This window comes from Acinetobacter rathckeae, from assembly GCF_015627125.1.
GTDB classification, from domain to species: domain Bacteria; phylum Pseudomonadota; class Gammaproteobacteria; order Pseudomonadales; family Moraxellaceae; genus Acinetobacter; species Acinetobacter rathckeae.
In genome coordinates, this window is the sequence record NZ_VTDO01000011.1 from 31,942 (window position 1) to 54,764 (window position 22,823).

Consider the following 22,823-nt stretch of genomic DNA (forward strand, 5'->3'; position numbering starts at 1 on the left):
TAATTATATTAATCGGTTATTAGATAGTAGCATTTAGGCCATGATTTCATAGCCTAAATGTGTATTTATATAAATTTATTTTAACCAGGGAAAATACCACGTTCTTTACGGGCTTTTAAAATACGCTCACATGCCAAAATATAAGCAGCTGTACGTAAACTACAGCCTTTTTCTGTGGCAGTATTCCAAACATCTGCAACGGCGTTAATCATGAGCTTATCTAAACGCTCATTAATTTCATCTTCGCTCCAGAAATAGCTTGCCATGTCTTGTACCCATTCAAAGTAACTGACCGTCACACCACCAGCATTACAAATCACGTCAGGCACAATCGTTACACCACGTGCAATTAAGGCATCATCTGCTTCTGGATATGTCGGGCCATTTGCCCCTTCTAGTACCATTTTTGCCGTTAAACGCTCAGCTCTTGCCACAGTAATTTGCCCCTCTAATGCAGCAGGAACAAAAATATCCATGTCTAAATCCCACATGGCTTCATTGTCTATGGCTTCTGCATCACTAAACCCAGCAACCCCCTGATGCTCTGCAACATATTTTTGCAATGCTTTCACATCTAAACCATTTGCGGCAAAAATTGTGCCTGTATGGTCTTGTACAGCGACAACTTTTGCACCTGCTTGGTTAAATAAGTACGCAGCTTCACTACCTACATTACCAAAACCTTGCACCACAACTTTACTACCTTCAAGAGATAGTCCAATTTTCTTAGCTGCTTCAACCCCCGTGACAAACACGCCACGACCTGTTGCACGTACACGACCAAGCGAACCGCCTAAGTGTACAGGCTTACCTGTGACCACACCTGTGACCGTATGACCTTGACCGGTTGAATAGGTGTCCATCATCCAGCCCATAATATTTGGGTTTGTACCCACATCAGGTGCAGGAATATCTTTTTGTGGGCCAATGATTGGGCTAATTTCAGTGGTAAAACGGCGTGTTAAACGCTCAAGCTCACGAGTTGAGAGTTTGCGTGGGTCAACACGCACACCACCTTTAGCACCACCAAAAGGTAAATTAAGTACTGCTGTTTTAATAGTCATCCATGCAGACAATGCCATGACTTCATTTAGATCAACACTCGGGTGATAACGAATACCCCCCTTACCTGGCCCACGAGATAAGTTATGCTGAACACGGTAGCCTTCAAAGTGTTGAATAGAGCCATCGTCCATTACAATAGGTACATCTACAATTAATGCACGCTTTGGACGTTTGAGGGTATCTAAATAAGGGGTTAAATCACCAAGATAGGGTGCAACACGATCAATCTGTGCGAGATAGGTTTGCCAAGCATTGGTATTTTCGTTTGCATAAGAAAGGTTTGACATATATTCCTTGACCTTTTCATTGTTTTTGGACAGTCAAAACCATACATCACAGATATTGGGCCTGTATTGTGATGTATACATTCACTGCCCGCTATTTTGTTCAACCGTGTGGTTGTATTTATTCAATATGAGTTGTAACTGACTCTTTTTATAAATCACAATACCCGAAGAATCGGTTACTTGAATAAGTGCTAATTATCATATACCTGCCCTTAAAAAAAGCAACTATAAAGCTTGCTATTTATAATCACAAAAACCTATCAGATTAAAAATAATTATTTGAATTTTAATATTTTTTAAAAAACCTACCTAATAACCAAAGAAAATTTAATTGGTGTACTTAATTCTAAAGGATTACCTTTTACATCTTCAGGTGGTGGTGGAAGTGGACTAGCACGCTTTACAGCAAAAAGAGCTTCGTCATCTAAGTCCTTAAATCCACTACTCTCTATCAGATGAACAGATAAAACTTCACCTTTTCTATTCACAATATAATGTACAACAGCAACACCCTCTTGGCGATTAAATTGAGATTTTCGAGGATAACGCTTAAATTGCTCAAGACGACTTAATACCATTAATTGCCAAGAAAGGGTTATTTTCTGCAATGATTCACCACTTAGATTTTGGTTTGCCGCACTTTTTTCATCTCTGATAGCATGATTAGAAGGAGGTGCAGAGGTTTGATCGACTTCTTTTTGATTGATCTCATTATTCTTTTTTGGAGTATTTTTATTTTCCTGAATATCTTCTGAATTTAACTCTTCCACAGGTACAGATCTTGATGACACTTTCGATGGCTTTGGAATAATAACTTCTGCTTTTTTCGATACAACAGGTTCAAGGAATACCGTTGGTTTTGCGACTGTAGCTTTTGGATTAGATAGTGATTGATGCTGCTCTTGCTTTAGCTCGCCTACAGGAAGAGAACTTGGTTTAGAATCCTTAACAGTTGGTGGCAACTGAGTTAATTCTAACATCACAGCTTGAGGTTTTTGAGGTATAATTATCGTAGCGACCTCACTTCCTTTTAAAAGCCAATATATCGCAATAATATATATCAGCATTACTATAATGAAGCTCACAAACCAACGGCTTAGCTGGCGATCTTTTTCAATCATACTCATATAGATGAACCATCTAAACCGACAAGTGCAACCTTCAAATATCCAGCCTGACGCAATACATTAATCGTATTCATCACACTTTCATATGAAATACTCTTGTCAGCACGTAAAAAAATACGTTCATCATGATTATTATGACTGAGTAGATCTAAAGTTTTAGTTAGCTGTGATGAGTCTATAGAGCTATCATTTAAAGCCAGTGACAAATCTTTTTTTATAGTCACATAAATTGGATTAGTTGGCTCTTGTTGTTTCTTCTCTGTACTTGCAGGTAAATCAATAGGTACATTAACTGTAGAAAGTGGTGCAACCACCATAAAAATAATTAGTAAAACCAACATAACATCAATAAATGGCGTGATATTTATATTATGGCTTTCTTCTAAAATATCTCTAGATCGATTTCGCTTCATTATAAACTAGACTCTGTTCTTTCGACATTTTGAAGTTCTTCGTAGTAATCTAAGTCACGAGATACTATTTGTTGCGTTAATAAAGATACACAGCCAAGGTTCTCATTCATAGTATTTAACACACGAGTAAAGTAGTTATAAATAATAACTGCTGGTATCGCTGCCATTAAGCCAAATGCTGTTGCAAGAAGTGCTTCTGCAATACCTGGTGCAACAACTGCAAGGCTAGTTGTATTACTTTGTGTAATTCCAATAAAACTATTCATAATGCCCCACACGGTGCCGAATAAGCCAATAAAAGGAGAAACTGCACCTATTGTTGCTAATAGACCGATCCCCTTTTTTAAATGTCGCGAGTATAAGAGCTCAACATTTTCTAATCTGACAGCAATACGCTCTTTCATACCTGAATATTTGGCCAAGCCTTTCGACTGCTCAAACTCTGTATCTATTTCATCTAGGAAGTCTTGAATTACGCTATTTTTAACATCTAGAGATATCGAAATATCTTTCAAGATTTTTATAGAGCCGAGTACTTTATAACTTTGGTAAAGATGTGCATTTATTTTTCGTAATTCTAAGCTCTTTGCAATTAAAATCGTCCATGTAGCAATAGATGCAATAATCAGTAATATCATTGTACTTTGCACAACCCAATCGGCATGTAAAAACATGCTCCATGGGTTTAAAACAACTGAAGTTTTTGAATCAATCGCCATGATGTATGCTCAATCATTAATTTTCTAAACTTTAAGAGCATCGGATATATCAAATGTAACCAATGCTCTTTAATTAAATAAAGTTAAAAGTTAAAAGTTAAAAGTTAAAAGTTAAAAGTTAAAAGTTAAAAGTTAAAAGTTATCGTGCCACGTGCAGTACGGCCAGGTGCAGGCAATGCCTCAAGTGCATTTGAATAACTCGGAATGTAGTACTGATCTGTTAAGTTCTCCACACTAAAGCCAACAGTCCAGTTCTTATTAATCTTGTAGTCTCCAAACAGATCATAAACGGTGTACTTGTCCCAAATCATCTCACTCATTTTAACCCCTCTCATAGAGCCTCCACTCAAACTTGCCGTAGAGTGACGAACTTTAGCGCCGAGTTTTAAATTGCTATCAAGAAACTTTAGGCCTAACGTTGCTTTAGCTTCAAAACGTGGAGGCATATAGCTTGCACTCCAATCATCACTACCTGGTACAGAATAACATTGGCTAGGTATTGTATTATCGTCATCATCTCGTGATGGATAACAAGCCTTCACCGAATCAAAATACGTTAACCCAATATTTGAGAACATACGATAATTATCATAGTCTAAAGATAGCTCATACCCTTTAAGCTGTACTTTCTCAATATTATGAAATACATAGCTTGCATTATGATCAAACCTATTTTCTCCTAAAGCAGCCCAACTCACACGGGCAATATAATTTTTTGTCAAATTCTCAAACCTAGAAAACTTGATACCAAACTTATCATCCTCTGTAATCAAGCCTTGTTTAGTAAAGTTGATACCATATTCTAAATTACGCTGATCTTCAGGACGCAGATTAGGGTCAGACTCTACAACGGTACCCATATATAATTCACGAATACTTGGCGTTCTTTTTCCTTTACTCCAACTTGCAAAAACCTGTAATTCATCTGTTGGTTGCATAACCACACTAAAATTTGGAGAAGTTGTAGTAAACGTATTCTCTTGATTCTGTGGAAGGTTTCCTTGGAAACCTTCAATTAATCGCGTATCTAAATTTTTGGCCATGCTTTTATTATGCTGTAGACCTGCATTTAATGTTAACCATGGCGTTGCTTGCCAATCTATAGATGTAAATAGTCCAGTATTCGTCTTTTGACCATGTACAAACATTCCATAACTTGTATCAACATTATCATCTAATCCAAATATTGTTTTTTCTTTAGAGAAAGATAAACCATATTTCACATTTAAATGACCAACAGGTACAGGAAGTTTCGAAGTATTAAACAGCTCTGCTCCCATAATATGGCTTTTTATTTTCACCGTAGGAGTATCTATAGTATCTGGCATATCCTCACCACCTTTTACTTTAGTACCCCATACATTTAATTTAAGATCAAACCAAGGTGTATCTGGGTTCCAAGCATAATTTGCTGTATAATTATTAGCTACTGTCCGTCTCAAAGAACCTTGGAGTCTAGGACCTGTAAAAAGTCCAGCCGTAGAGCTATAATACCCCGCATTATTCTCATAACTTGAATAGCTAAATGCCAGTGAATGATCTTCTAAAAATCTCACTCTAGTTTTTATTAATGTACTTTCAGAGTCGATAGATGTATTTGAAACTTCAGCATCTTGAAAATCACGATATATTCCTTTCCACTTCTCGATTCCTTTTTTCCCTGATTTATAGTTTCCAGATTCACGTTCAGCATGTGCAACTGTAATATCCCAATTTTCAGTTGGACGCCAAGCCATTGCTACACTGCCTGAAAGATTATGCTTAGGGATCTTGCCATTAAGACTATACTCACGGCTTGACCATGGGCTAGAACTGACTCCTGTACCTTCTGAGCGGTTAATACACCTTGTATAAGACTCAGAGACCTGAGTACAGGTACGGCCTGACACAATATTGTTACCTAATGAACCGCGTATACGCACACCCCAATTTTTATTAGGATCTGTAATAACATCATCTGCATTTAGTGTTCTTAAAGCAACTACACCGCCAATAACTCCTGCACTATTGGCGCCTGCACTTGGGCCTTTGTTAATATCAATGGCTCCAATAAGATCAGGATCTATGTAGGTATCGTCACGATTACCAGGGTAGCCTCGATACGTCGAAACACTTTGTTGTGCACCATCAATTAACGTTCTTACACGCCCTTGTCCTTGTAATCCTCGAATATTAACTTGCAAGCCCGTAGAGTTAGTACTATTTGATGCTGCCACACCTGGCGTATCATTAAACATATCCCCTGTACGACTATAAGGAACTCTTTCTAACATTTCATGAGAAACATGCTCTACAGACCCTGGCATTTTATAAACATCAAAAGTAGATACTTCTGTGTCACCACTATTGCCCAGATTTCCCGTTTGACCCGCAATATTTAATGTACCTGTTGTAATCGTTGTTGCTGATTCAGCATCCGCTACTTTCTTCAAAACAGCATAGCCATTCTTTGTTTTTTCAACACGATAACTTGTATCAGAAAGTAGTTTATTAAACCCCTGATCTACCTGATACTCCCCTTGTAGCCCTGAGCTTTGCAAAGTGGAAAGCTCACTTCCATTCATAGCAATCGTAACACCAGCCTGATCTGCAAATTGACTCAAAACATGGCTCAGGCTATCTGAACCTATATTGTAGTTTTTAACATCTTGTGTGCCCGCAAATGTCGAGCTTGTTGAAAGCATTAATGTAGATACCAATGCAAGATGAATACTCATGACCATCGGCTTTAAATTAAACTTATTTAGTAAAGGATTTGTTTTCATCATAAAAGATTCACTACCCAGATCTGCTGTTAAATGTTAAGAACAATTACATCTTTTACAAATAAGTCGTATAAACACACAAAAAGCGAAATAATAATGCAAATTATTTTCATTAATTTTTAAAACACTATACTAAATAGTTATTTTTTAGCCCATAGCCATACTTGAAAAGAAAGCATGCAAAAAATCACCACTAAAACCCATTCAAGGTGAGGAATATAGTACAACATGAGTAATGCACTAACCGTCATACTTACAGCTGACAAAATTTTTGCAGATCTTGGTAGTGTTTTATGCTCATGCCATTGTTTTAAAATTGGGCCAAACCACCAATGATTCACGAACCATTGATGCATACGCCTAGATCCTTTCGCCGCAAAAAATGAAGCCAAAACAAAAAAGTCTACTGTAGGTAGCCCTGGCAAAAACATACCAATAAAACCTAAAACAATACAAACACATGCAAGCGTAAAATAAACCCAACGTAGCCAAAATGATTTGGGGTTTTCTTGATCTACAAAAATAGTCATAATTTTTTTTGGCTCTTTAGTTAAAAGATTGACCTAGTATTTTTTAATATAAAGTTCTAACGAATCAACAATTTACTCCAGACTACCTATACATTGTAAAAGTTCACCAAAGTATTCAAATCCTTCTAAAGCCCCTTGGATCACCAAATTTTGCTGCTCAATACTAAAACTTGCATCATTTAATGCTTGAGTAAACCGCTTCCATACTTTCATACGCCCTTCAGGATAAGCTGCCAAGTTTCTGGCACCTAAATTCTCATTGAACCCCAACATCTTTTGTGCTTCTTTGAATAAAAAAGCTGCACCTAATGTTGAACCCTCTGAAACATAAATCCATCCCAATGCTTGCGGGTAATCAATTTCTTTTAATGAGTAAGGTGTTTGTGGTGTCACTCCCAAATATTTTAAATCTAGCAATGCTAAATCTGATCTCCCTCGCGTATCTAAATCTGGAATAATGGCCATAACCTTAGGGTTTAAAAATAAGTGTTCAATTTGCTTTTGAAAGTAGTATTGAGACAATGTGAATTGGGTATATTTTTCTTTTGTTGAAAATACATTAGCAGCATGCATCAATTGATACATGCGCTCATGTTCCGATGCTGTTTCACTTTTTAATCGCAGTGATAGCGTTTCTTTTTGCACAAATCTTCCCCTTTAATTCACAATGAAAGCAAAAAAATCAAATTTGCCTTTTCACTCTAGAGGTCGTACAAAAATTAAAATTACGAAAAAATTTATTCTTTTTTAATAGAAATAACCTTTTGATCAAGAATATTACTGCTCACAGAAATAGGTAGAGTGTCTTGTAATAATTCAACACCTGAACCATTTAACGGTAAAATTGCAGAAACGTTAATATGATGTAGCTCGGTTGGATCATACTTTAATGTATTTTTTTCATAGGTTTGTAAAATATTTAATACTTGGTCTAAAGGCATCAGATCAACTGCTAATCTTTGCTTTTTCCATGACTCTTCAGCTAAATTTATAGAAAGGTTTTGCACTGAGTATGCACCACTCTCATCTATAATAAGTTGTTGCCCTGCATGTGCATAAACCTTCTGTTTTTCGCCACCATGCAAATTAAATTCAACCTGAGTTGTTGAGTGAAGCATTGTTAGTATTGTTAAACCATTAAAGTAATGAACAATAAAGCGTGTCCCTAATGCTTTAATACTCACTTGATCAGTTTTTACAAAGAAAGGACGTTTACTGTCTTTAGCAACATCGACAAGAATATTACCTGTAATTAAATGAATACTTCTTTGATTTTGATCATAATCAATATTAAATAATGTTTTTCCACTCACTTTAATATCAGAGTGATCAGAAAGCTCTTTTTCTGACCATACATTATAAGCATTTTTCTGGTCTGCTAACCAAGCATCTGTTGGGACTACCCACCATAATAACGATACAAGAAAAAAAGTAATGGCTATTGAATATAACCGTGTTTTCTTAAATAGTTTATTTTCATCGGCTTTTTTAATTGAGTTTTCAATCAATTGATGTGGAATAGGTCTTCGATGACTCTGCCTAAGCTGAGAAAACTGATCAACAGTAGATTTAAGTTGATTAAAACAGCATGCATGCTGAGGGTTTTTTTTTAGCCAAACTTGAAACTGTTCATATTCTTCTTGTGTATAATCATCACCTAAAACAAGAATCCAATGCGCTGCTTGTTCCATAACATCTGCATGGAATGCTAAGCCTTCTTGATGATCTTGAGTTTGAGCCATAAAATAAGATTAACAATCTTTTTGAAGACAAAGGTGGCATCTTATCATTGCTTTAACAAGATCATTTTGTATTGTACGGGTTGAAACATTAAATCGCATGGCGATATCACTTTGCTTCATCCCTTCTAAATAATAGAGTAAAAAACTGATCCTTTGACGCTCAGGCAACTCACTCATTGCCATAGCAACCTGATCTAGTAATTGTAAATTACACAAAATATCTTCTGGCGAATGATCAAAGTATTCATTTGCTGATTCCTTTAAGTAATCGCGATATTTTCTTTCAATAATTTCATGGCGAGTTTGATCGATAAACAATCTACGTGCTGTAGTAGCTAAATATGCTTTCGGCTCACGAATTAAGTGTGCATTTTTTGAAATAAAAAGTTTTAAAAACGTTTCTTGAACTAGATCATCTAGATGTACATTTGACTTTAGACTTTTGAATAGCCAATGACTCAACCATTGATAGTTTTCTTTATATATCTTTATGAATACTTGTCGCTCTTCATTTTCTTCGATATGTAAGGATGAATCTTTCATATGGCTATATGTTTAAGAGTTTTATATTGTGAAAATAATACCACAAATGATAATTATTTGCATTTAAAATCAAGTAACGAAGTTAAAATGAATTTAAGCAACTTATACTAAATAGCAGGTAAACCCCTATTTTTAGCTTTGGTCAATTAAAGCTATACTATTTAAAGACTCTCTAACATCATGATGAATGTTGGATTTAAATATGCTATGTCATATTATTATTGATAAAAATACTCATATTATTTTCATTAAACTTACTGCAATATTGCATACAATAAGTTTAATGTCACTGTTACACCAATAATAAGAAATTTGACTTAGTAGAATGAATTTATTACAAAATCATTTTTCTAATTACTCTTTAGTTCTTACCGTGGTCATGGCCACTATGATTCATACCATCATGGCCCATCGGCATACTGGCCATAGGGTCAGATGCACCATCCCCCGCCCATGTTTTAGCATATTTATTCACTGTACGTGTGTCATGTTGTACAGAAATAAATAAAAAGCCTAAAAATAGTACTGCAAGAAATACAGTAATACCTACACCAATCCAGCCTTTATGGCCACTTTTCTTTTCGTTACTCATTTAACTATCCTATACATGCATTAATTAAAATGGGACACGTTTGTATTGACGATACTCAGGTGTCCAAAAATTATCTTGAATATTTTTTGTCAAAATTTCATCAGAGATCGCAGGAGCAACCCCAGCAGCAATCGCTGCTTTGGCCACATCAAAAGCAATCTTACGAGAGACATCTTTAATCAGTTTCACATCAGGCAGTAAGTCACCATGCGTATCATGTAATAACGGTGAGCAATCTGCTAAAGCATTACTTGAAGCCATTAACATGCTGTCTGTAACACGTGTTGCACCCGATGCAATCACCCCCAAACCAATACCAGGGAAAATATACGAGTTATTACACTGTGCAATAGTGTAAAGCTGTCCCTGATAATTAACAGGTGCAAATGGGCTACCTGTTGCAATGAGAGCACGGCCTTCAGTCCACTGAATTAAGTCAGCAGGCACAGCTTCTGCACGTGATGTTGGGTTAGATAATGGGAAAATAATCGGGCGTGAACAATGCATGCCCATGGTACGTACAATTTCTTCAGTAAACAGGCCAGGTTGTCCAGATACACCTATCAATACGGTTGGTTTGGCATGCTTCACAACATCAAGTAAAGAAATGATATCTGTTGGGTTCACCCATGCTTCGACCACATCTGCTTTTTGTGCCAGTTTCTTTTGGAAATCGAGCACATTTGGCTGGTTATCGGTAATTAAACCAAAGCGGTCAACCATAAACACACGAGCACGAGCTTGTTCATCTGTTAAGCCCTCGGCCACCATTTGTGCCACAATTTGCTCAGCAATCCCACAACCTGCCGACCCTGCACCTAAAAATGCAATGGTTTGGTCTTTGAGTGATTTACCCGCAGCACGACTGGCCGCAATTAAGCTCCCCACAGAAACTGCTGCTGTACCTTGAATATCATCATTAAAACAGCAAATTTGGTCACGGTATTTGTTTAGTAATGGCAAGGCATTTTTCTGTGCAAAGTCTTCAAACTGAATGAGGGCTTTTGGCCAACGACGACGTGCGCTACGAATGACTTCATCAACAAAATCATAGTACTCATCACCCGAAATACGAGGCTGACGCCAGCCCATATAAATGGGGTCATTGAGTAATTGTTGATTATTTGTACCCACATCAATGGTAATTGGTAAGGTATAGGCAGGGCTAATACCACCACATGCGGTATATAAAGACAGCTTACCAATTGGAATACCCATACCACCAATACCTTGGTCTCCTAAACCTAAGATACGCTCACCATCAGTAATCACAATCACTTTAACGTTTTTACGATTCACATTTTGTAAGATGTCATCCACATGGTGACGGTCTGGATATGAAATAAATACACCACGATGACGGCGATAAATATCAGAAAAACGCTGACACGCCTCACCCACCGTAGGAGTATAAATAATGGGCAACATTTCAGCTAAATGGTCTTGAAGCACTCTAAAAAATAGCGTTTCATTGGTGTCTTGAATATTTCTTAAATAGATGTGCTTGTTAATATCGCTATTAAACGCACTATATTGTTGGTACGCACGTTGGCTTTGTTCTTCAATAGTTTCTACAACGTGAGGAATTAAACCATGTAAATTGAAGCGTGTACGTTCATCTTCACCAAATGCAGAACCCTTATTGAGTAAAGGTAACTCAAGCAATGAATTTCCCGCATAAGGAATATAAAGCGGACGTTTCTGCGATAAATCTACACTCATAACTTTCTCTCAGAGGTTGGCTAAAATACATTGTGACTGTGTTATTTATGACTAAACAGGCCACCTGACATGTTTTTAGACAAAAATAGGTTTGCTCATTGTAACACCACCAAACAAAAAAAATGCCCTTAAATCATACAAATCATTTAAGAGCAAAACATATGAACCGTTTAAATCAAGTCTTTTAATTTGCTTTCTTTTTCGCAAAACGCGCAAATTTACGATTAAAGTTAGCGACACGACCATCACTGCTGGCTTGACGCATTTCACCTGTATAAAACGGGTGTGATGCACTTGAAATATCTAAAGTGACATAAGGGTATTCTACCCCTTCATACACTTTTTTCTGGCTTGGTTTCATGGTTGAACCAATCAGAAAATAAACGTCTGCATTGGTGTCATGGAACAATACTTTTTGGTATTGCGGGTGAATATTTTCTCTCATGGCCATTGTCCTAAATTCAATTCTATTGTTACTTTATAACATAACACTAATGAAATATTTCGCATTTGTCAATCTGAACTCTGCTGTATTCATCATCTAGGCAAAAATTACACCAAAGTGCCATAAATCGTTTCCCCCAAGTGACGCTAAATTTGCTATATTTAGCATTTTTATGCCACAGCTTTTTTAATTAATATGAATACGGCCATACAAGCAGCTTTAGACCATGCGGTGCAAACGCTCATTGCACAAGACATTCTGCCTTCTGAGTGGAAAAATATTAGCCAACTTACACGCACTAAAGACCGCAGTCACGGTGACTTCGCGTCAAATATTGCAATGGTGGCATCAAAAGCTGCAGGTATGCGACCACGTGATTTAGCAGAGAAAATTCTCTCGGCTTTGCCACAAATGTCTGAAATTAGTAAAGCTGAAATTGCAGGCCCTGGATTTATTAATTTCTTTTTAAATGCAGATGAGCGCTACGCCGTACTTCAGCTCATTCAAGCCGAAAAAGATAAGTTTGGCCAAAGCCAAGACAATAAAGACGAGCGTGTACAAATTGAATTTGTATCTGCCAATCCAACCTCAAGCCTACACGTTGGACACGGTCGTGGTGCAGCATACGGCATGACCATCGCCAATATTTTAGAGGCAACAGGTGCAAGCGTTGAACGTGAATACTATGTCAATGACGCAGGTCGTCAAATGGACATTTTGGCCACATCGACCTATTTGCGTTACCTTGAACTGTGTGGGCAAAACTTAGTTTTCCCTAAAAATGCATACCAAGGCGACTACGTCAAAGAAATTGCACAAAGCATCATTGACCAAGATGGCCAAGACTATGTGTTTGCCGTAGCTGACGTTTACAACAATGTCCCTGAAGATGTGCAATATGCCGAAGAGCTTGATGCTGAAGGCAACAAAGTCATTCTTTCTGGCGACAAAGAAAAACACATTGATGGTTTAATTGCCAACGCACAACAACTGCTTGGCCCGAATTACCGTATTTTCCACCAAGCCGCTTTACATGCCATTTTAGAAGACATTAAAGATGACTTAGGCGAGTTTGGGGTAACATTTAACCAATGGTTTAGCGAAGCAACTTTAGCCGACAAAATAGATGAAGCTTTAGAAACCCTTGAACAACGTGGTTTCTTATACGAGCAAGATGGCAATATCTGGTTTAAATCGACAGCATTTGGTGATGAAAAAGATCGTGTTGTTAAACGTCGTAATGGGCAAGCAACTTACTTTGCCTCAGACATTGCTTATCATTTAAATAAGTTACAACGTGGCTTTACCCATTTAGTCAATATTTGGGGCTCAGACCACCATGGCTATATGACACGTGTGAAAGCAGCCATTGATGCATTAGGCTATGACTCATCAAAACTGACCATTTTATTGGTGCAGTTTGTTAGCCTATGGCGTGGTGGTCAAATGCTACAAATGTCTTCTCGCTCTGGTCAATTTGTCACGCTTCGAGATTTACGTAAAGAAGTGGGTAATGATGCTGCACGTTTTTACTACGTCATGCGTAAAAGTGAACAACACATTGACTTTGACTTAGACCTTGCTGTTTCGCAAAGTAAAGACAATGCTGTGTACTACATTCAATATGCACATGCACGTATCTGCCGTATGCTCGAAAAAGCACAAAATACCGCTGTAGCCTTTAATCTAGAAGAAGCTCAAAACCACGTTGCGCGCCTAGATTTAGCAGCAGAAGAAGCCATTTTAGCGAAATTGGCCGCTTACCCAGAGATCATTCGCCGTGCAGCAAGTAGCTATGAGCCACATCAAGTCGGTAATTACTTAAAAGAACTCGCAGCACTCTTTCATGCATGGTATAACGAACATAAAGTACTCAATGATGACTTAGCACTTACCCAAGCACGCTTATTGCTTTCGGTAAATGTTCAACAGGTACTTCGCAATGGCCTCACGCTACTTGGCGTATCTGCACCTGAAAGCATGTAATAAAAAAAGGAAAGACTCGTGTTTGGAAAAACGCAACATTGCATTTCTGAAAAACCAAAACATCCTAAACCTGCCCTGCTCCCCGCATGGGCAGGCACAGCGGTCGTGTTTTTTATTTTAATGTGTATTGTTGTTGGGTTTGCCTTTTGGAAACCTTGGGCTCCTGTCAACCCAAACGTGGTAGACAGTAAACAAATGGCCCAAGAAACCAACCATGACTATCGCTTTTATGAGCAACTTCCAAAACAACAAGTCACTCCTATTCCTGAACAAGCTGTACCTAAGTCACAAATCAATACCGACAGTATTATTGTATCTGCACCACAACAAATGGCCTCTGACCCAGCCACTGCCAAAGATACACCAACAACAGCCTATTTTTTACAAATTAAAAGCTTTAGTGACCCAGACAGTGCAGATGCTCGACGTTCAGAAATTTTAATGAATAAACTGCCTGCCAATGTCATCACGCTCAATGAGCATGGGCACACATGGTATCGTGTTGTTTCTGGGCCTTATTTAACTCAACAAAATGCCCTCAATGCTCAACAACTTTTACAAAATAGTGGTATAGACTCTATTGTGGTCAAAAACTAGTTAAGTACGCTGTTTGAAGCCATGGCATACTCGCTCAAAAGGCACAAAGAAAATGGCATTACCCACTAAAATACATACAATACCAATCACTGCATTGCTCTGCCAAATATAACCTTCAAAGTAGGTTGCCAATAATAAGGCAATTAAAGGAAAAATAAGGGTGCTATAGGCCGCATTTCCTGCACCAATTCGCCCAATTAAAAAGAAGTAGGCACAAAAACCAATCACTGAACCAAAAATTGCCAAGTAAAGAATGGCTAATAATGACACTGTTTTTAATGTAGGAAATACATCATGGCCTTGTAAAAGGCTGATCAATAACATCACCAATGCACCATACGACATGGCATAGGCAGTGGTAGACAATACAGGGTTGCCCTTTTTCTGATGATATAGACTCAACATATTGCCTAAAGAAAACCCATACGTCCCCAGTAAGCATAAAGCAATCGCTTTTAAAGTATCTAGTTTAAAATGTGTCCCTTGTAGGTCATGCCAAAATAACGCAATCATGCCTAAGAAACCAAAACTCACTGCAGGGTAGAAACGAAGCCTAATCGGTTGCTTAAAAAACAACTTACTATTTAGGGTGTTAAATAATACCGCCATAGAAAAAATAACAGCCTCTAAGCCACTATTAATATAATCAACTGCAGTATAAAAACAAAAAAAGTTAAAGCCAAAAATAAAACACCCTTGTAACCCACACCAAAGATGATCTTTTAACGACAACTTTACCAGTTTTTTTGTGGTAGCTAAGCCTAGCAATAAAATCATTGCCGCAATAAAAAAACGCCAAAACACCGCAACTTCAGGTGCAATCAAACTACTTTGCTGTAGTGTAATGGCACTCCAGGTTGTGCCCCACAGCACAACCACCAACGCATATAAAAAGACATTTAATTTCATGCATACATCTACCAAATATTTATTTTTATTGTATATACACTGCCAAAAGAAGCTTATATATTCTTGCGATGCACTAACATATTCTTGCTTTTTAAAGCTTAATAACCATATGCTTAAAACAAAATAATAAATCATATTTTATGAGCCAAACATCATGCACTACCAAACATTAGACCAATTACAGCGCTTCAAAGCACAATTACTCAACACGGTAAAAATTGGCTCGGGTATGCAACTGGCACATTGGTCAAACAACCAAGATCAGGTACACGTCTGTAGTGACCACCATACGCTGAGCCTTTATGTAAGAGGAGGATATGATACTTACCGCAAAACCAATACAGGTTGGGAAAATGGTGGAGCACCTGACCATTTTTGCCTAATGCCACAACATACAGAATCAACATGGGATATACGAGGTGACCTCTCTTTTGTGCATCTATACTACACGCAACAACACCTAGAACAGGTCGTGACACAAATTTGGGATAAAGAACCTCGCCATATTCATCTGACAGAACAAAACTTTGTATTAGATGAAAAAATCACCTCTTTATATCGACAATTCATTACCAATAATGACTGGCAACAAGGTGAAAATCTCCTTGAAATGAGTACAGCAGCAACGTTGCTACTCACGCATATCATCAAGCAATACAGTAATACATCTTGGCATGTACCACAGCTCAAAGGGGGGCTAAGTACAACTCAACGACAATTTATTATTGAATGGATTCATCATCATTTAGATACAACACTCACCATCAGTGAGTTAGCACAGACTATTGGAATCAGCGAATACCACTTTGCCCACTTGTTTACGATCTCTATGGGAATACCACCACATCAATATGTCATGCAACAACGTTTAACCCAAGCGCATGCAGATATTTTAATGAATCATCAAACACTCACAGACATTGCATTTAAATATGGTTTTAGCTCAAGTAGTCACTTTAGTTATCGCTTTAAAAAGTTTTTTGGCTATAGTCCATCGAGCTTACGGCAATCTAAAGCCAACACAGCATAAGGAGTGGCAACCACCATTTAACATGATTGCAATATATATATTCTAATATTCTTTTTTAAGATTATTTTAAGATTCAAAGCATCATGCAAAAAAAACATCAATTATTTGCTCTTAGCATATTGTCACTCTCACTACTTTTAGTTGGTTGTGGTCAACAACATCTTGTCAGTCAAAATACGACTAAACCTGTAGCAAAACCTAAAAATATTATTGTACTCATTAATGATGGCGCAGGCGTAGGCACATGGGATGCCACTGCAAACTGGCAATATGGTGGTAGAGAGAAAACACCATATGCAAATTTCCCTGCAAAATATGCTATGACAACTTACCCGCTTAATACATCAAAAAGCCCGACAAATAACTCTGACTCCGTTGTCAATTATGACCCTCAACAAGCATGGGACACTACACCAACGCAATCAGAAAAACTGGCCGTAAAAGGTTACGAATACCTTTCTAAAAACCCAACAGACAGTGCCGCTGCAGGTACAGCCTTGGCTTCAGGTAAAAAAACCTTTAATAATGCCATTAACTATGACAATTACGGTAACCCAGTCGACTTTATTACTCTTACTGCTAAAAAAGAAGGCAAAGCCACAGGTGTCATTACCACTGTACCATTTTCACATGCAACTCCTGCCGCTTTTGGTGCACAAAATATTTCACGAAACAACTACCATGCCATTTCCAACCAAATGCTCTCTCAAGGGCATTTAGACTTAGTCATGGGTACGGGAGCACCAGGTTATAATGTGAACGGAACACCATGTGAAGCTTTGGCAAGCAACGAGTCTAAAGTCGGTTGTGACGAAAAAACCAGAAGTACCTACCTCTCTAGCGAAGATTGGAACAAACTCACAAAAGGCCAATTGGTTGCTAAAAATAATGCATTTGCATGGAACATTATTCGAGACAAACAAGACTTTGAAGCGCTTGCTAACGGTAGCAAAGTCTATACAGGCCCAATATTTGCCTCTCCAAAAATTGCCAACACCCTACAACAAGCAAGACAAGTTGCCATTGTTGGTAAAGACGGTAAAAATCCATCAGGTGATGCTTACGTAAAAACAGTGCCAACATTAAGTGTGATGACAAAAGGTGCAATTAACCATTTAAGTAAAAACCCGAACGGCTTTTTTCTTATGGTCGAAGGTGGAGCAACAGACTGGTCAGCTCATACAAGCTCATGTAGCTCACAATGGAACTATGGTACATGTACAAACGAACCTGAATATGGTCGCCTGATGGAAGAGACCAAAGACTTTAATGATGCAGTTAAAGCAACCATTGATTGGGTAGAAAAAAACAGCAACTGGAATGAAACGCTTGTTATTGTTACCACAGACCATGACAACGGTATGCCAATGGGTGCAGATGCAAATACTAAACCATTCCAGCTCATTGAAAACAAAGGTAAAGGCAATCTACCAAAATTTAGCTTTAGACCTACAGGTGACCATTCAAATGCACTAGTACCATTATGGGCAAAAGGTGCTGGATCAGAACGATTTGCACATCAAGTCAAAGGGATAGATAAAGGCTATGCAAAATATACAAAAATGAATGATGGTCGCTACATCGACAACACCGATGTATTCAATGTGATTGACCAAGCGTTAACAAAATAAATATTGAGTATTGTTAAAGCAATAAAGTGGATTCATAGTAATGAATCCACTTTATTTATTTTAAGCTAAAAGTGGCTGTCAGGCTGTTTCAGAAACTCAAGTTCATCCGCCTGTAGACTCTCGCCCTAAAACCTGATTACGGTGTGGATAGCGCCCAAAACGGTCAATAATTGCTTTATGCTTATACTCAAAATCTAAATTATTGGCATTACCCAGTGCTGTAAACAACACCACAGCATGCTCATGTATTTTTTTAGATTCACTATGCATAAATGGCATATACAAAAAAGCACGTTGTTGTGACGATAACTCCTCATCTACTTTTAAAGCGATCGCCTCTTGTGCCAAAGCCAAAGCTAATCCATCTTGAGCAAAAGCGTGTGCCGACCCTCTGAATAAATTACGAGAAAATTGATCTAATACAATAATTTCTGCCAATCTACCTTCTGCTGTTTCACGCCAAGACCATAGCTCCGCCTGTTTTGCCTGATTATGCAATCCTGAAAATTGGCTAAAAATCGCCTGATCAAACTGGCTGTCTTGTTTAAACCATAGCGGTTGATGTCGCTCAGAGAACCAAAAGTCTAGAACATCATTCATCATATATATCTAAACCCCACTTAAAAGGTCAATCAACATTTTTCTATTAATGATCTTTCTCTAAATACTCGGGCTTCTTCGGCAAAGCCAAGCTACATAAGAAACAAATCACAAGCATAACAATCACATAGAAAAAGAAGCTATTCTCTACACCTGCAGACTTAAACTGCAAAGCAACTGAAGGTGCTGATCCGCCAAATAATGCGTTACCCACAGCATATGAAAAACCTACACCCAAAGCACGTACATGCATTGGAAACATTTCAGCTTTAATTAACCCACTAATAGATGTATAAAAGCTCAAAAGTAACATCATAAAGATAAGTAACACAGCCAGTAAAAAGGGTGAGTGAACACTCATGGGCATTGCAACAGCCATTACAGGGTAAATACAAATCGCCAATGCTGCACTAAAAATCAACATGACTTTACGTGTACCAATCTTATCTGCCACTATGCCAAAGACAGGTTGTATCACCATAAAAACAAACAATGCAGCCGTCATAATATAGCCTGCAGACTGTGCAGACACACCAACACTATTGGTTAAATACGTCTTTGAATATACTGTAATTGTATAAAATGCCAATGACCCAGCAGAGGTATATCCAACAACCAATAGAAATGATTTCCAGTGATTTTTAAGTAACTCACGTAAACTACCCGATGCTTTTTTACTTGCATCATCCTTGTCATCCACAGACAAAGTTTCTTCTAAGTGACTACGAGCCAATAAAGACAATAAAGCAGCACAACCACCAATAAAAAATGGCAAACGCCACCAACCTGCTTCTAATTGCTGTGTCGTTAAAAAAGCCAACATAATTACGCTAAGCAAACTTGCTAAGAGTTGTCCACCCGCTAAGGTCACATACTGAAACGAAGAGAAAAAACCACGTTGTCCTTTTAGCCCCATCTCACTCATGTAAGTTGCAACAGCACCGTACTCTCCCCCCACAGAAAGCCCTTGTAGCAAGCGAATGACTAACAGTAAAAATGGTGCCCATAGACCAACTTGTTCATATGTAGGTAACAACGCAAACAAAAATGAACTCGCCGCCATAAAGCAGATAGATACGACCATCGACTTTTTACGACCATGACGGTCAGCAATACGTCCAAATAACCAACTTCCAATCGGACGCATAAAGAAACTGGCAGCAAACACCCCCCAAACATAAATCGACTTTGTCGTTGAATCCATATTCGGTGCAGTTAAAGCATGCGTAAAATAAACCGCAAAGACTGCATAAATATAAAAATCGAACCACTCCACCAAATTACCAGATGCGGCTCCAACAATTCCCTGAATACGACTACGTTTTTCTTGTTCACTATAATGCATTGTCATATTTCTTCCTTATTAAATGATAAATAAGATTTTACTTAATGGTCTATTTTGTAAGATTTAAGCAAAAATTGATATTATCCATTGGGCTATAACTATATTTCATCTGCCATTTGAAAACACAACATCTATTGAATTTTCATGTAAATATTGCACAATACTGCTTTATTTACAGGCCATGTATTTATGCTTAAGAAAAATACAACAACATTGAGTATATATCTGGCCTTTTTCACTAGCATATTTATTTTCAATTCAACACTCTACGCACAAGACTATACCGTCAAAGGCTTCGATGTTTCACACCATCAAGGCAATATTCAGTGGAATAAAATATCACCACAGCAATACCAATTTGTCTATATCAAAGCAACAGAAGGTGGAGATTATCAAGATCCTAAATTTCAAGAAAACTGGCTAAATGCCAAAGAAAGAGGCTTTCATGTTGGTGCATACCATTTTTATCGCTTATGTAGTCTAGGAAAAGATCAAGCAAATAATTTTATTAAGACTGTACCCAATCAAGTCAGTAATTTACCACCTGTTATTGATATCGAATATGACAGTAAATGCATAACAACATATACAAAAGAACAGCTCAATCAAGAAATCAAAATAATATATCAATCACTTGCAAAGCATTATGGAAAAAAACCGATTATTTATACATCGAGTCGTTTTTACAACTTATTTTTAAGCCCTACATTTAGCTTTGCCCCATTGTGGATTCGACATTACCAAACTACGCCACCTATACTTGCAGATCAGCACAGTTGGTTCTTTTGGCAACACACAAAACAAGGGCGTATTAATGGTATCGACGGTGATGTTGATATCAATGTTTACGCTGCATCACAAGATATTTGGGAAAACTACTTACATTACCTAGAAAAACAGCAATAAGCCACGTATAGACTTAACGCTCTGATTATTTCGTATTATCATGTTCACTATCTATGATAAAGAGTAAAAATATGAGTATTTCTCGACTACATAAAACCTCTAGATTCTGTGAAGTTGCTATTTCTGGTGACCTTATTCATTTAGCAGGACAGCTTGCAGATGATACTTCTAAAGATATTACCTCTCAGACACAACAAACCCTAGACAATATTGACCGTTTTTTGGCTGATGCAGATGCAAACAAACGTGATATTCTATCTGTGACCATCTACCTTAAAAATATAGAGACAGACTACCAAGCCATGAATGCTGTTTGGGATGCATGGATTGATCCAGAACACCCACCTGCACGTACATGCGTAGAAGCAAAACTATATGCTCCTGAAGTACTGGTTGAAATGACAGCCGTTGCTGTTAAATCAAAATAATAAAAAGGTCGCTATAGGTTATAGCGACCTTTTTTATAAACGAGAAAAAACTATTCTTCAAACAAGCCCTCAAATAGTACAGAAGATAAATAACGTTCACCGCTGTCTGGGAGAACAACAACAATTGTTTTATCTTTGTTTTCAGGTCGTGCTGCAATTTCAGCTGTCGCTGCTAAAGCTGCACCACAAGAAATACCGACTAAAATACCCTCTTGAGTGGCACATTTTTTGGCCCAATCTATAGCATCTTGACTAGATACTGTAAGTACCTCATCTACAATATTTAAATCTAGATTTTTAGGAATAAAGTTCGCACCAATTCCCTGAATTTTATGGGGTGCAGGGGTAATCGCTTCTCCAGATTTAGTCTGAGTGATAATCGGAGATTCTGCAGGCTCTACTGCCACAGAATATAGTGGTTTACCTTTAACTCCCTCAAAATAATGAGAAACCCCCGTAATTGTTCCGCCAGTACCTACACCAGATACCAAAATATCTACATCACCACCTGTAGCATCCCAAATTTCAGGTCCTGTTGTTGTTTCATGAATTTTGGGATTTGCTGGATTTTCAAACTGTTGTGGTAGAAAATACGTTTCTGGATTTTCGGTAGCTAAACGTATTGCTTCATCCACTGCGCCTTTCATCCCCTTACTTGGCTCAGTAAGTACAAGATTTGCACCCAATGCTTTAAGTACTTTTCTACGCTCTAAACTCATACTTGCAGGCATTGTTAAAGTAATTTCATACCCTTTGGCCGCCGCAACAAATGCCAGTGCAATGCCTGTATTACCACTCGTCGGCTCAACAATATGCATACCTGCTTTTAAAACACCTTGTTCTTCAGCATCTTTAATCAGTGCGGCTCCAACACGACATTTCACCGAAAAAGCAGGGTTTCGGCTTTCAATTTTTGCAAGTACCGTTGCGCCACCAGAAATAATACGATTAATTTTAACTAATGGCGTATTTCCAATTGCATCTGCATTATTTTCATAAACTGCAATGCCTTTATTTACGGTCATGTCAAATTCCCTTACTTATCACTGTTTTTTTGAATATTTTTAGTTTTAACATGCTTAAGATCATGAATCAAAGTCTAATTTTGTATAAACATAGCACAGAGATTTATGAAGGAAAGTTTACTACAGCTCATTGGGTAAAGTATTTACCTAATTTATAGTAAGAATGGCTCTGTATAGCCTGAGCATATTGCATCAATATGGTTAACTTTATTGATTAATTAATTTTTTCCAGCATAAAAAAAAGCCCCCTTATTATAGGGGGCTTTTTAAGGAATAAGATGCTGGCGATGACTTACTCTCACATGGGTAATCCCACACTACCATCAGCGCGAAGAGGTTTCACTTCTGAGTTCGGGAAGGGATCAGGTGGTTCACTCTTGCTATAGTCGCCAGCATAACTGTTTATGGACTGTTTT

The 22,823-nt window shown here is 37.7% G+C and carries 21 protein-coding genes, 1 rRNA gene and 1 pseudogene; 6 read left to right on the plus strand and 17 right to left on the minus strand.

Annotation, left to right across the window (positions count from 1 at the left end; translation table 11 throughout):
• Positions 1-80: 80 nt before the first annotated feature.
• From I2F31_RS12505 to I2F31_RS12560, 12 genes are all read right to left on the minus strand, one after another.
• A complete protein-coding gene (locus I2F31_RS12505) occupies positions 81-1,352 on the minus strand; it encodes a Glu/Leu/Phe/Val family dehydrogenase (RefSeq protein ID WP_195769954.1) in 1,272 nt (423 codons plus the stop codon).
• A gap of 305 nt (positions 1,353-1,657) precedes the next feature.
• Positions 1,658-2,479: an energy transducer TonB family protein gene (locus tag I2F31_RS12510; protein WP_195769955.1), complete on the minus strand. Its 822-nt coding sequence runs from the start codon at positions 2,477-2,479 to the stop codon at positions 1,658-1,660.
• Positions 2,476-2,892 carry a TonB system transport protein ExbD gene (gene exbD / locus I2F31_RS12515; RefSeq protein WP_195769956.1) on the minus strand — a complete coding sequence of 139 codons (417 nt, stop codon included), beginning with the start codon at positions 2,890-2,892 and terminating at the stop codon, positions 2,476-2,478. Before exbD ends, I2F31_RS12510 begins: the two co-directional genes overlap by 4 nt.
• Positions 2,892-3,611 carry a tonB-system energizer ExbB gene (gene exbB, locus I2F31_RS12520; RefSeq protein WP_213014893.1) on the minus strand — a complete coding sequence of 240 codons (720 nt, stop codon included), beginning with the start codon at positions 3,609-3,611 and terminating at the stop codon, positions 2,892-2,894. Before exbB ends, exbD begins: the two co-directional genes overlap by 1 nt.
• Positions 3,612-3,736: 125 nt before the next feature.
• Positions 3,737-6,328 carry a TonB-dependent receptor gene (locus tag I2F31_RS12525; protein ID WP_195773971.1) on the minus strand — a complete coding sequence of 864 codons (2,592 nt, stop codon included), beginning with the start codon at positions 6,326-6,328 and terminating at the stop codon, positions 3,737-3,739.
• 188 nt (positions 6,329-6,516) lie between these two features.
• Positions 6,517-6,906, minus strand: coding sequence for a YbaN family protein (locus tag I2F31_RS12530; protein ID WP_195769958.1), 390 nt, complete (start codon positions 6,904-6,906; stop codon positions 6,517-6,519).
• Positions 6,907-6,978: 72 nt separating this feature from the next.
• Positions 6,979-7,551, minus strand: a complete 573-nt coding sequence (locus I2F31_RS12535) for a biliverdin-producing heme oxygenase (protein WP_323127586.1) — start codon at positions 7,549-7,551, stop codon at positions 6,979-6,981.
• 92 nt (positions 7,552-7,643) lie between these two features.
• Entirely contained in the window at positions 7,644-8,648 is a 1,005-nt protein-coding gene (locus tag I2F31_RS12540; RefSeq protein WP_195769959.1) for a FecR family protein, read from the minus strand.
• A 9-nt stretch (positions 8,649-8,657) separates the two neighbouring features.
• Positions 8,658-9,191, minus strand: coding sequence for an RNA polymerase sigma factor (locus I2F31_RS12545; RefSeq protein ID WP_195769960.1), 534 nt, complete (start codon positions 9,189-9,191; stop codon positions 8,658-8,660).
• A 361-nt stretch (positions 9,192-9,552) separates the two neighbouring features.
• Positions 9,553-9,783 (minus strand): hypothetical protein, encoded by a 231-nt coding sequence (locus I2F31_RS12550; RefSeq protein WP_195769961.1) that lies wholly within the window; start codon positions 9,781-9,783, stop codon positions 9,553-9,555.
• 24 nt (positions 9,784-9,807) lie between these two features.
• Positions 9,808-11,505, minus strand: coding sequence for an NAD-dependent malic enzyme (locus tag I2F31_RS12555; RefSeq protein ID WP_195769962.1), 1,698 nt, complete (start codon positions 11,503-11,505; stop codon positions 9,808-9,810).
• Positions 11,506-11,689: 184 nt separating this feature from the next.
• On the minus strand, positions 11,690-11,950 hold the full coding sequence (locus tag I2F31_RS12560) for a type B 50S ribosomal protein L31 (protein ID WP_195769963.1): 261 nt from the start codon (positions 11,948-11,950) through the stop codon (positions 11,690-11,692).
• Positions 11,951-12,145: 195 nt separating this feature from the next.
• On the opposite strand from I2F31_RS12560, the gene argS reads away from it, so the two are divergent.
• Together argS and I2F31_RS12570 are read left to right on the plus strand one after the other, a co-directional pair.
• On the plus strand, positions 12,146-13,936 hold the full coding sequence (argS, locus tag I2F31_RS12565) for an arginine--tRNA ligase (protein WP_195769964.1): 1,791 nt from the start codon (positions 12,146-12,148) through the stop codon (positions 13,934-13,936).
• A gap of 18 nt (positions 13,937-13,954) precedes the next feature.
• Positions 13,955-14,533, plus strand: coding sequence for an SPOR domain-containing protein (locus I2F31_RS12570; protein WP_195773972.1), 579 nt, complete (start codon positions 13,955-13,957; stop codon positions 14,531-14,533).
• On the opposite strand, the gene I2F31_RS12575 is transcribed toward I2F31_RS12570, so the two are convergent.
• On the minus strand, positions 14,534-15,442 hold the full coding sequence (locus I2F31_RS12575) for a DMT family transporter (RefSeq protein WP_195773973.1): 909 nt from the start codon (positions 15,440-15,442) through the stop codon (positions 14,534-14,536).
• A gap of 154 nt (positions 15,443-15,596) precedes the next feature.
• Between I2F31_RS12575 and I2F31_RS12580 the strand changes: the two genes are divergently transcribed.
• Complete coding sequence (locus I2F31_RS12580; protein WP_195773974.1) at positions 15,597-16,472, plus strand: helix-turn-helix transcriptional regulator; 876 nt, start codon at positions 15,597-15,599, stop codon at positions 16,470-16,472.
• Between the two features lie 83 nt (positions 16,473-16,555).
• Complete coding sequence (locus I2F31_RS12585) at positions 16,556-18,103, plus strand: alkaline phosphatase (protein ID WP_195769968.1); 1,548 nt, start codon at positions 16,556-16,558, stop codon at positions 18,101-18,103.
• 65 nt (positions 18,104-18,168) lie between these two features.
• Here I2F31_RS12585 and I2F31_RS12590 read toward each other — a convergent pair.
• Together I2F31_RS12590 and I2F31_RS12595 are read right to left on the minus strand one after the other, a co-directional pair.
• Positions 18,169-18,706: pseudogene (locus tag I2F31_RS12590) on the minus strand (DUF924 family protein).
• Positions 18,707-18,749: 43 nt separating this feature from the next.
• On the minus strand, positions 18,750-20,048 hold the full coding sequence (locus I2F31_RS12595) for an MFS transporter (protein ID WP_195769975.1): 1,299 nt from the start codon (positions 20,046-20,048) through the stop codon (positions 18,750-18,752).
• 189 nt (positions 20,049-20,237) lie between these two features.
• On the opposite strand from I2F31_RS12595, the gene I2F31_RS12600 reads away from it, so the two are divergent.
• Both I2F31_RS12600 and I2F31_RS12605 read left to right on the plus strand, forming a co-directional pair.
• Positions 20,238-20,954 (plus strand): GH25 family lysozyme, encoded by a 717-nt coding sequence (locus I2F31_RS12600; protein ID WP_195769969.1) that lies wholly within the window; start codon positions 20,238-20,240, stop codon positions 20,952-20,954.
• A 71-nt stretch (positions 20,955-21,025) separates the two neighbouring features.
• On the plus strand, positions 21,026-21,382 hold the full coding sequence (locus I2F31_RS12605; protein ID WP_195769970.1) for a RidA family protein: 357 nt from the start codon (positions 21,026-21,028) through the stop codon (positions 21,380-21,382).
• 50 nt (positions 21,383-21,432) lie between these two features.
• Here I2F31_RS12605 and cysK read toward each other — a convergent pair whose 3' ends face one another.
• Positions 21,433-22,407, minus strand: a complete 975-nt coding sequence (gene cysK / locus I2F31_RS12610; RefSeq protein ID WP_195769971.1) for a cysteine synthase A — start codon at positions 22,405-22,407, stop codon at positions 21,433-21,435.
• 279 nt (positions 22,408-22,686) lie between these two features.
• A 5S ribosomal RNA gene (rrf, locus tag I2F31_RS12615) occupies positions 22,687-22,801 on the minus strand.
• Between the last annotated feature and the right edge of the window lie 22 nt (positions 22,802-22,823).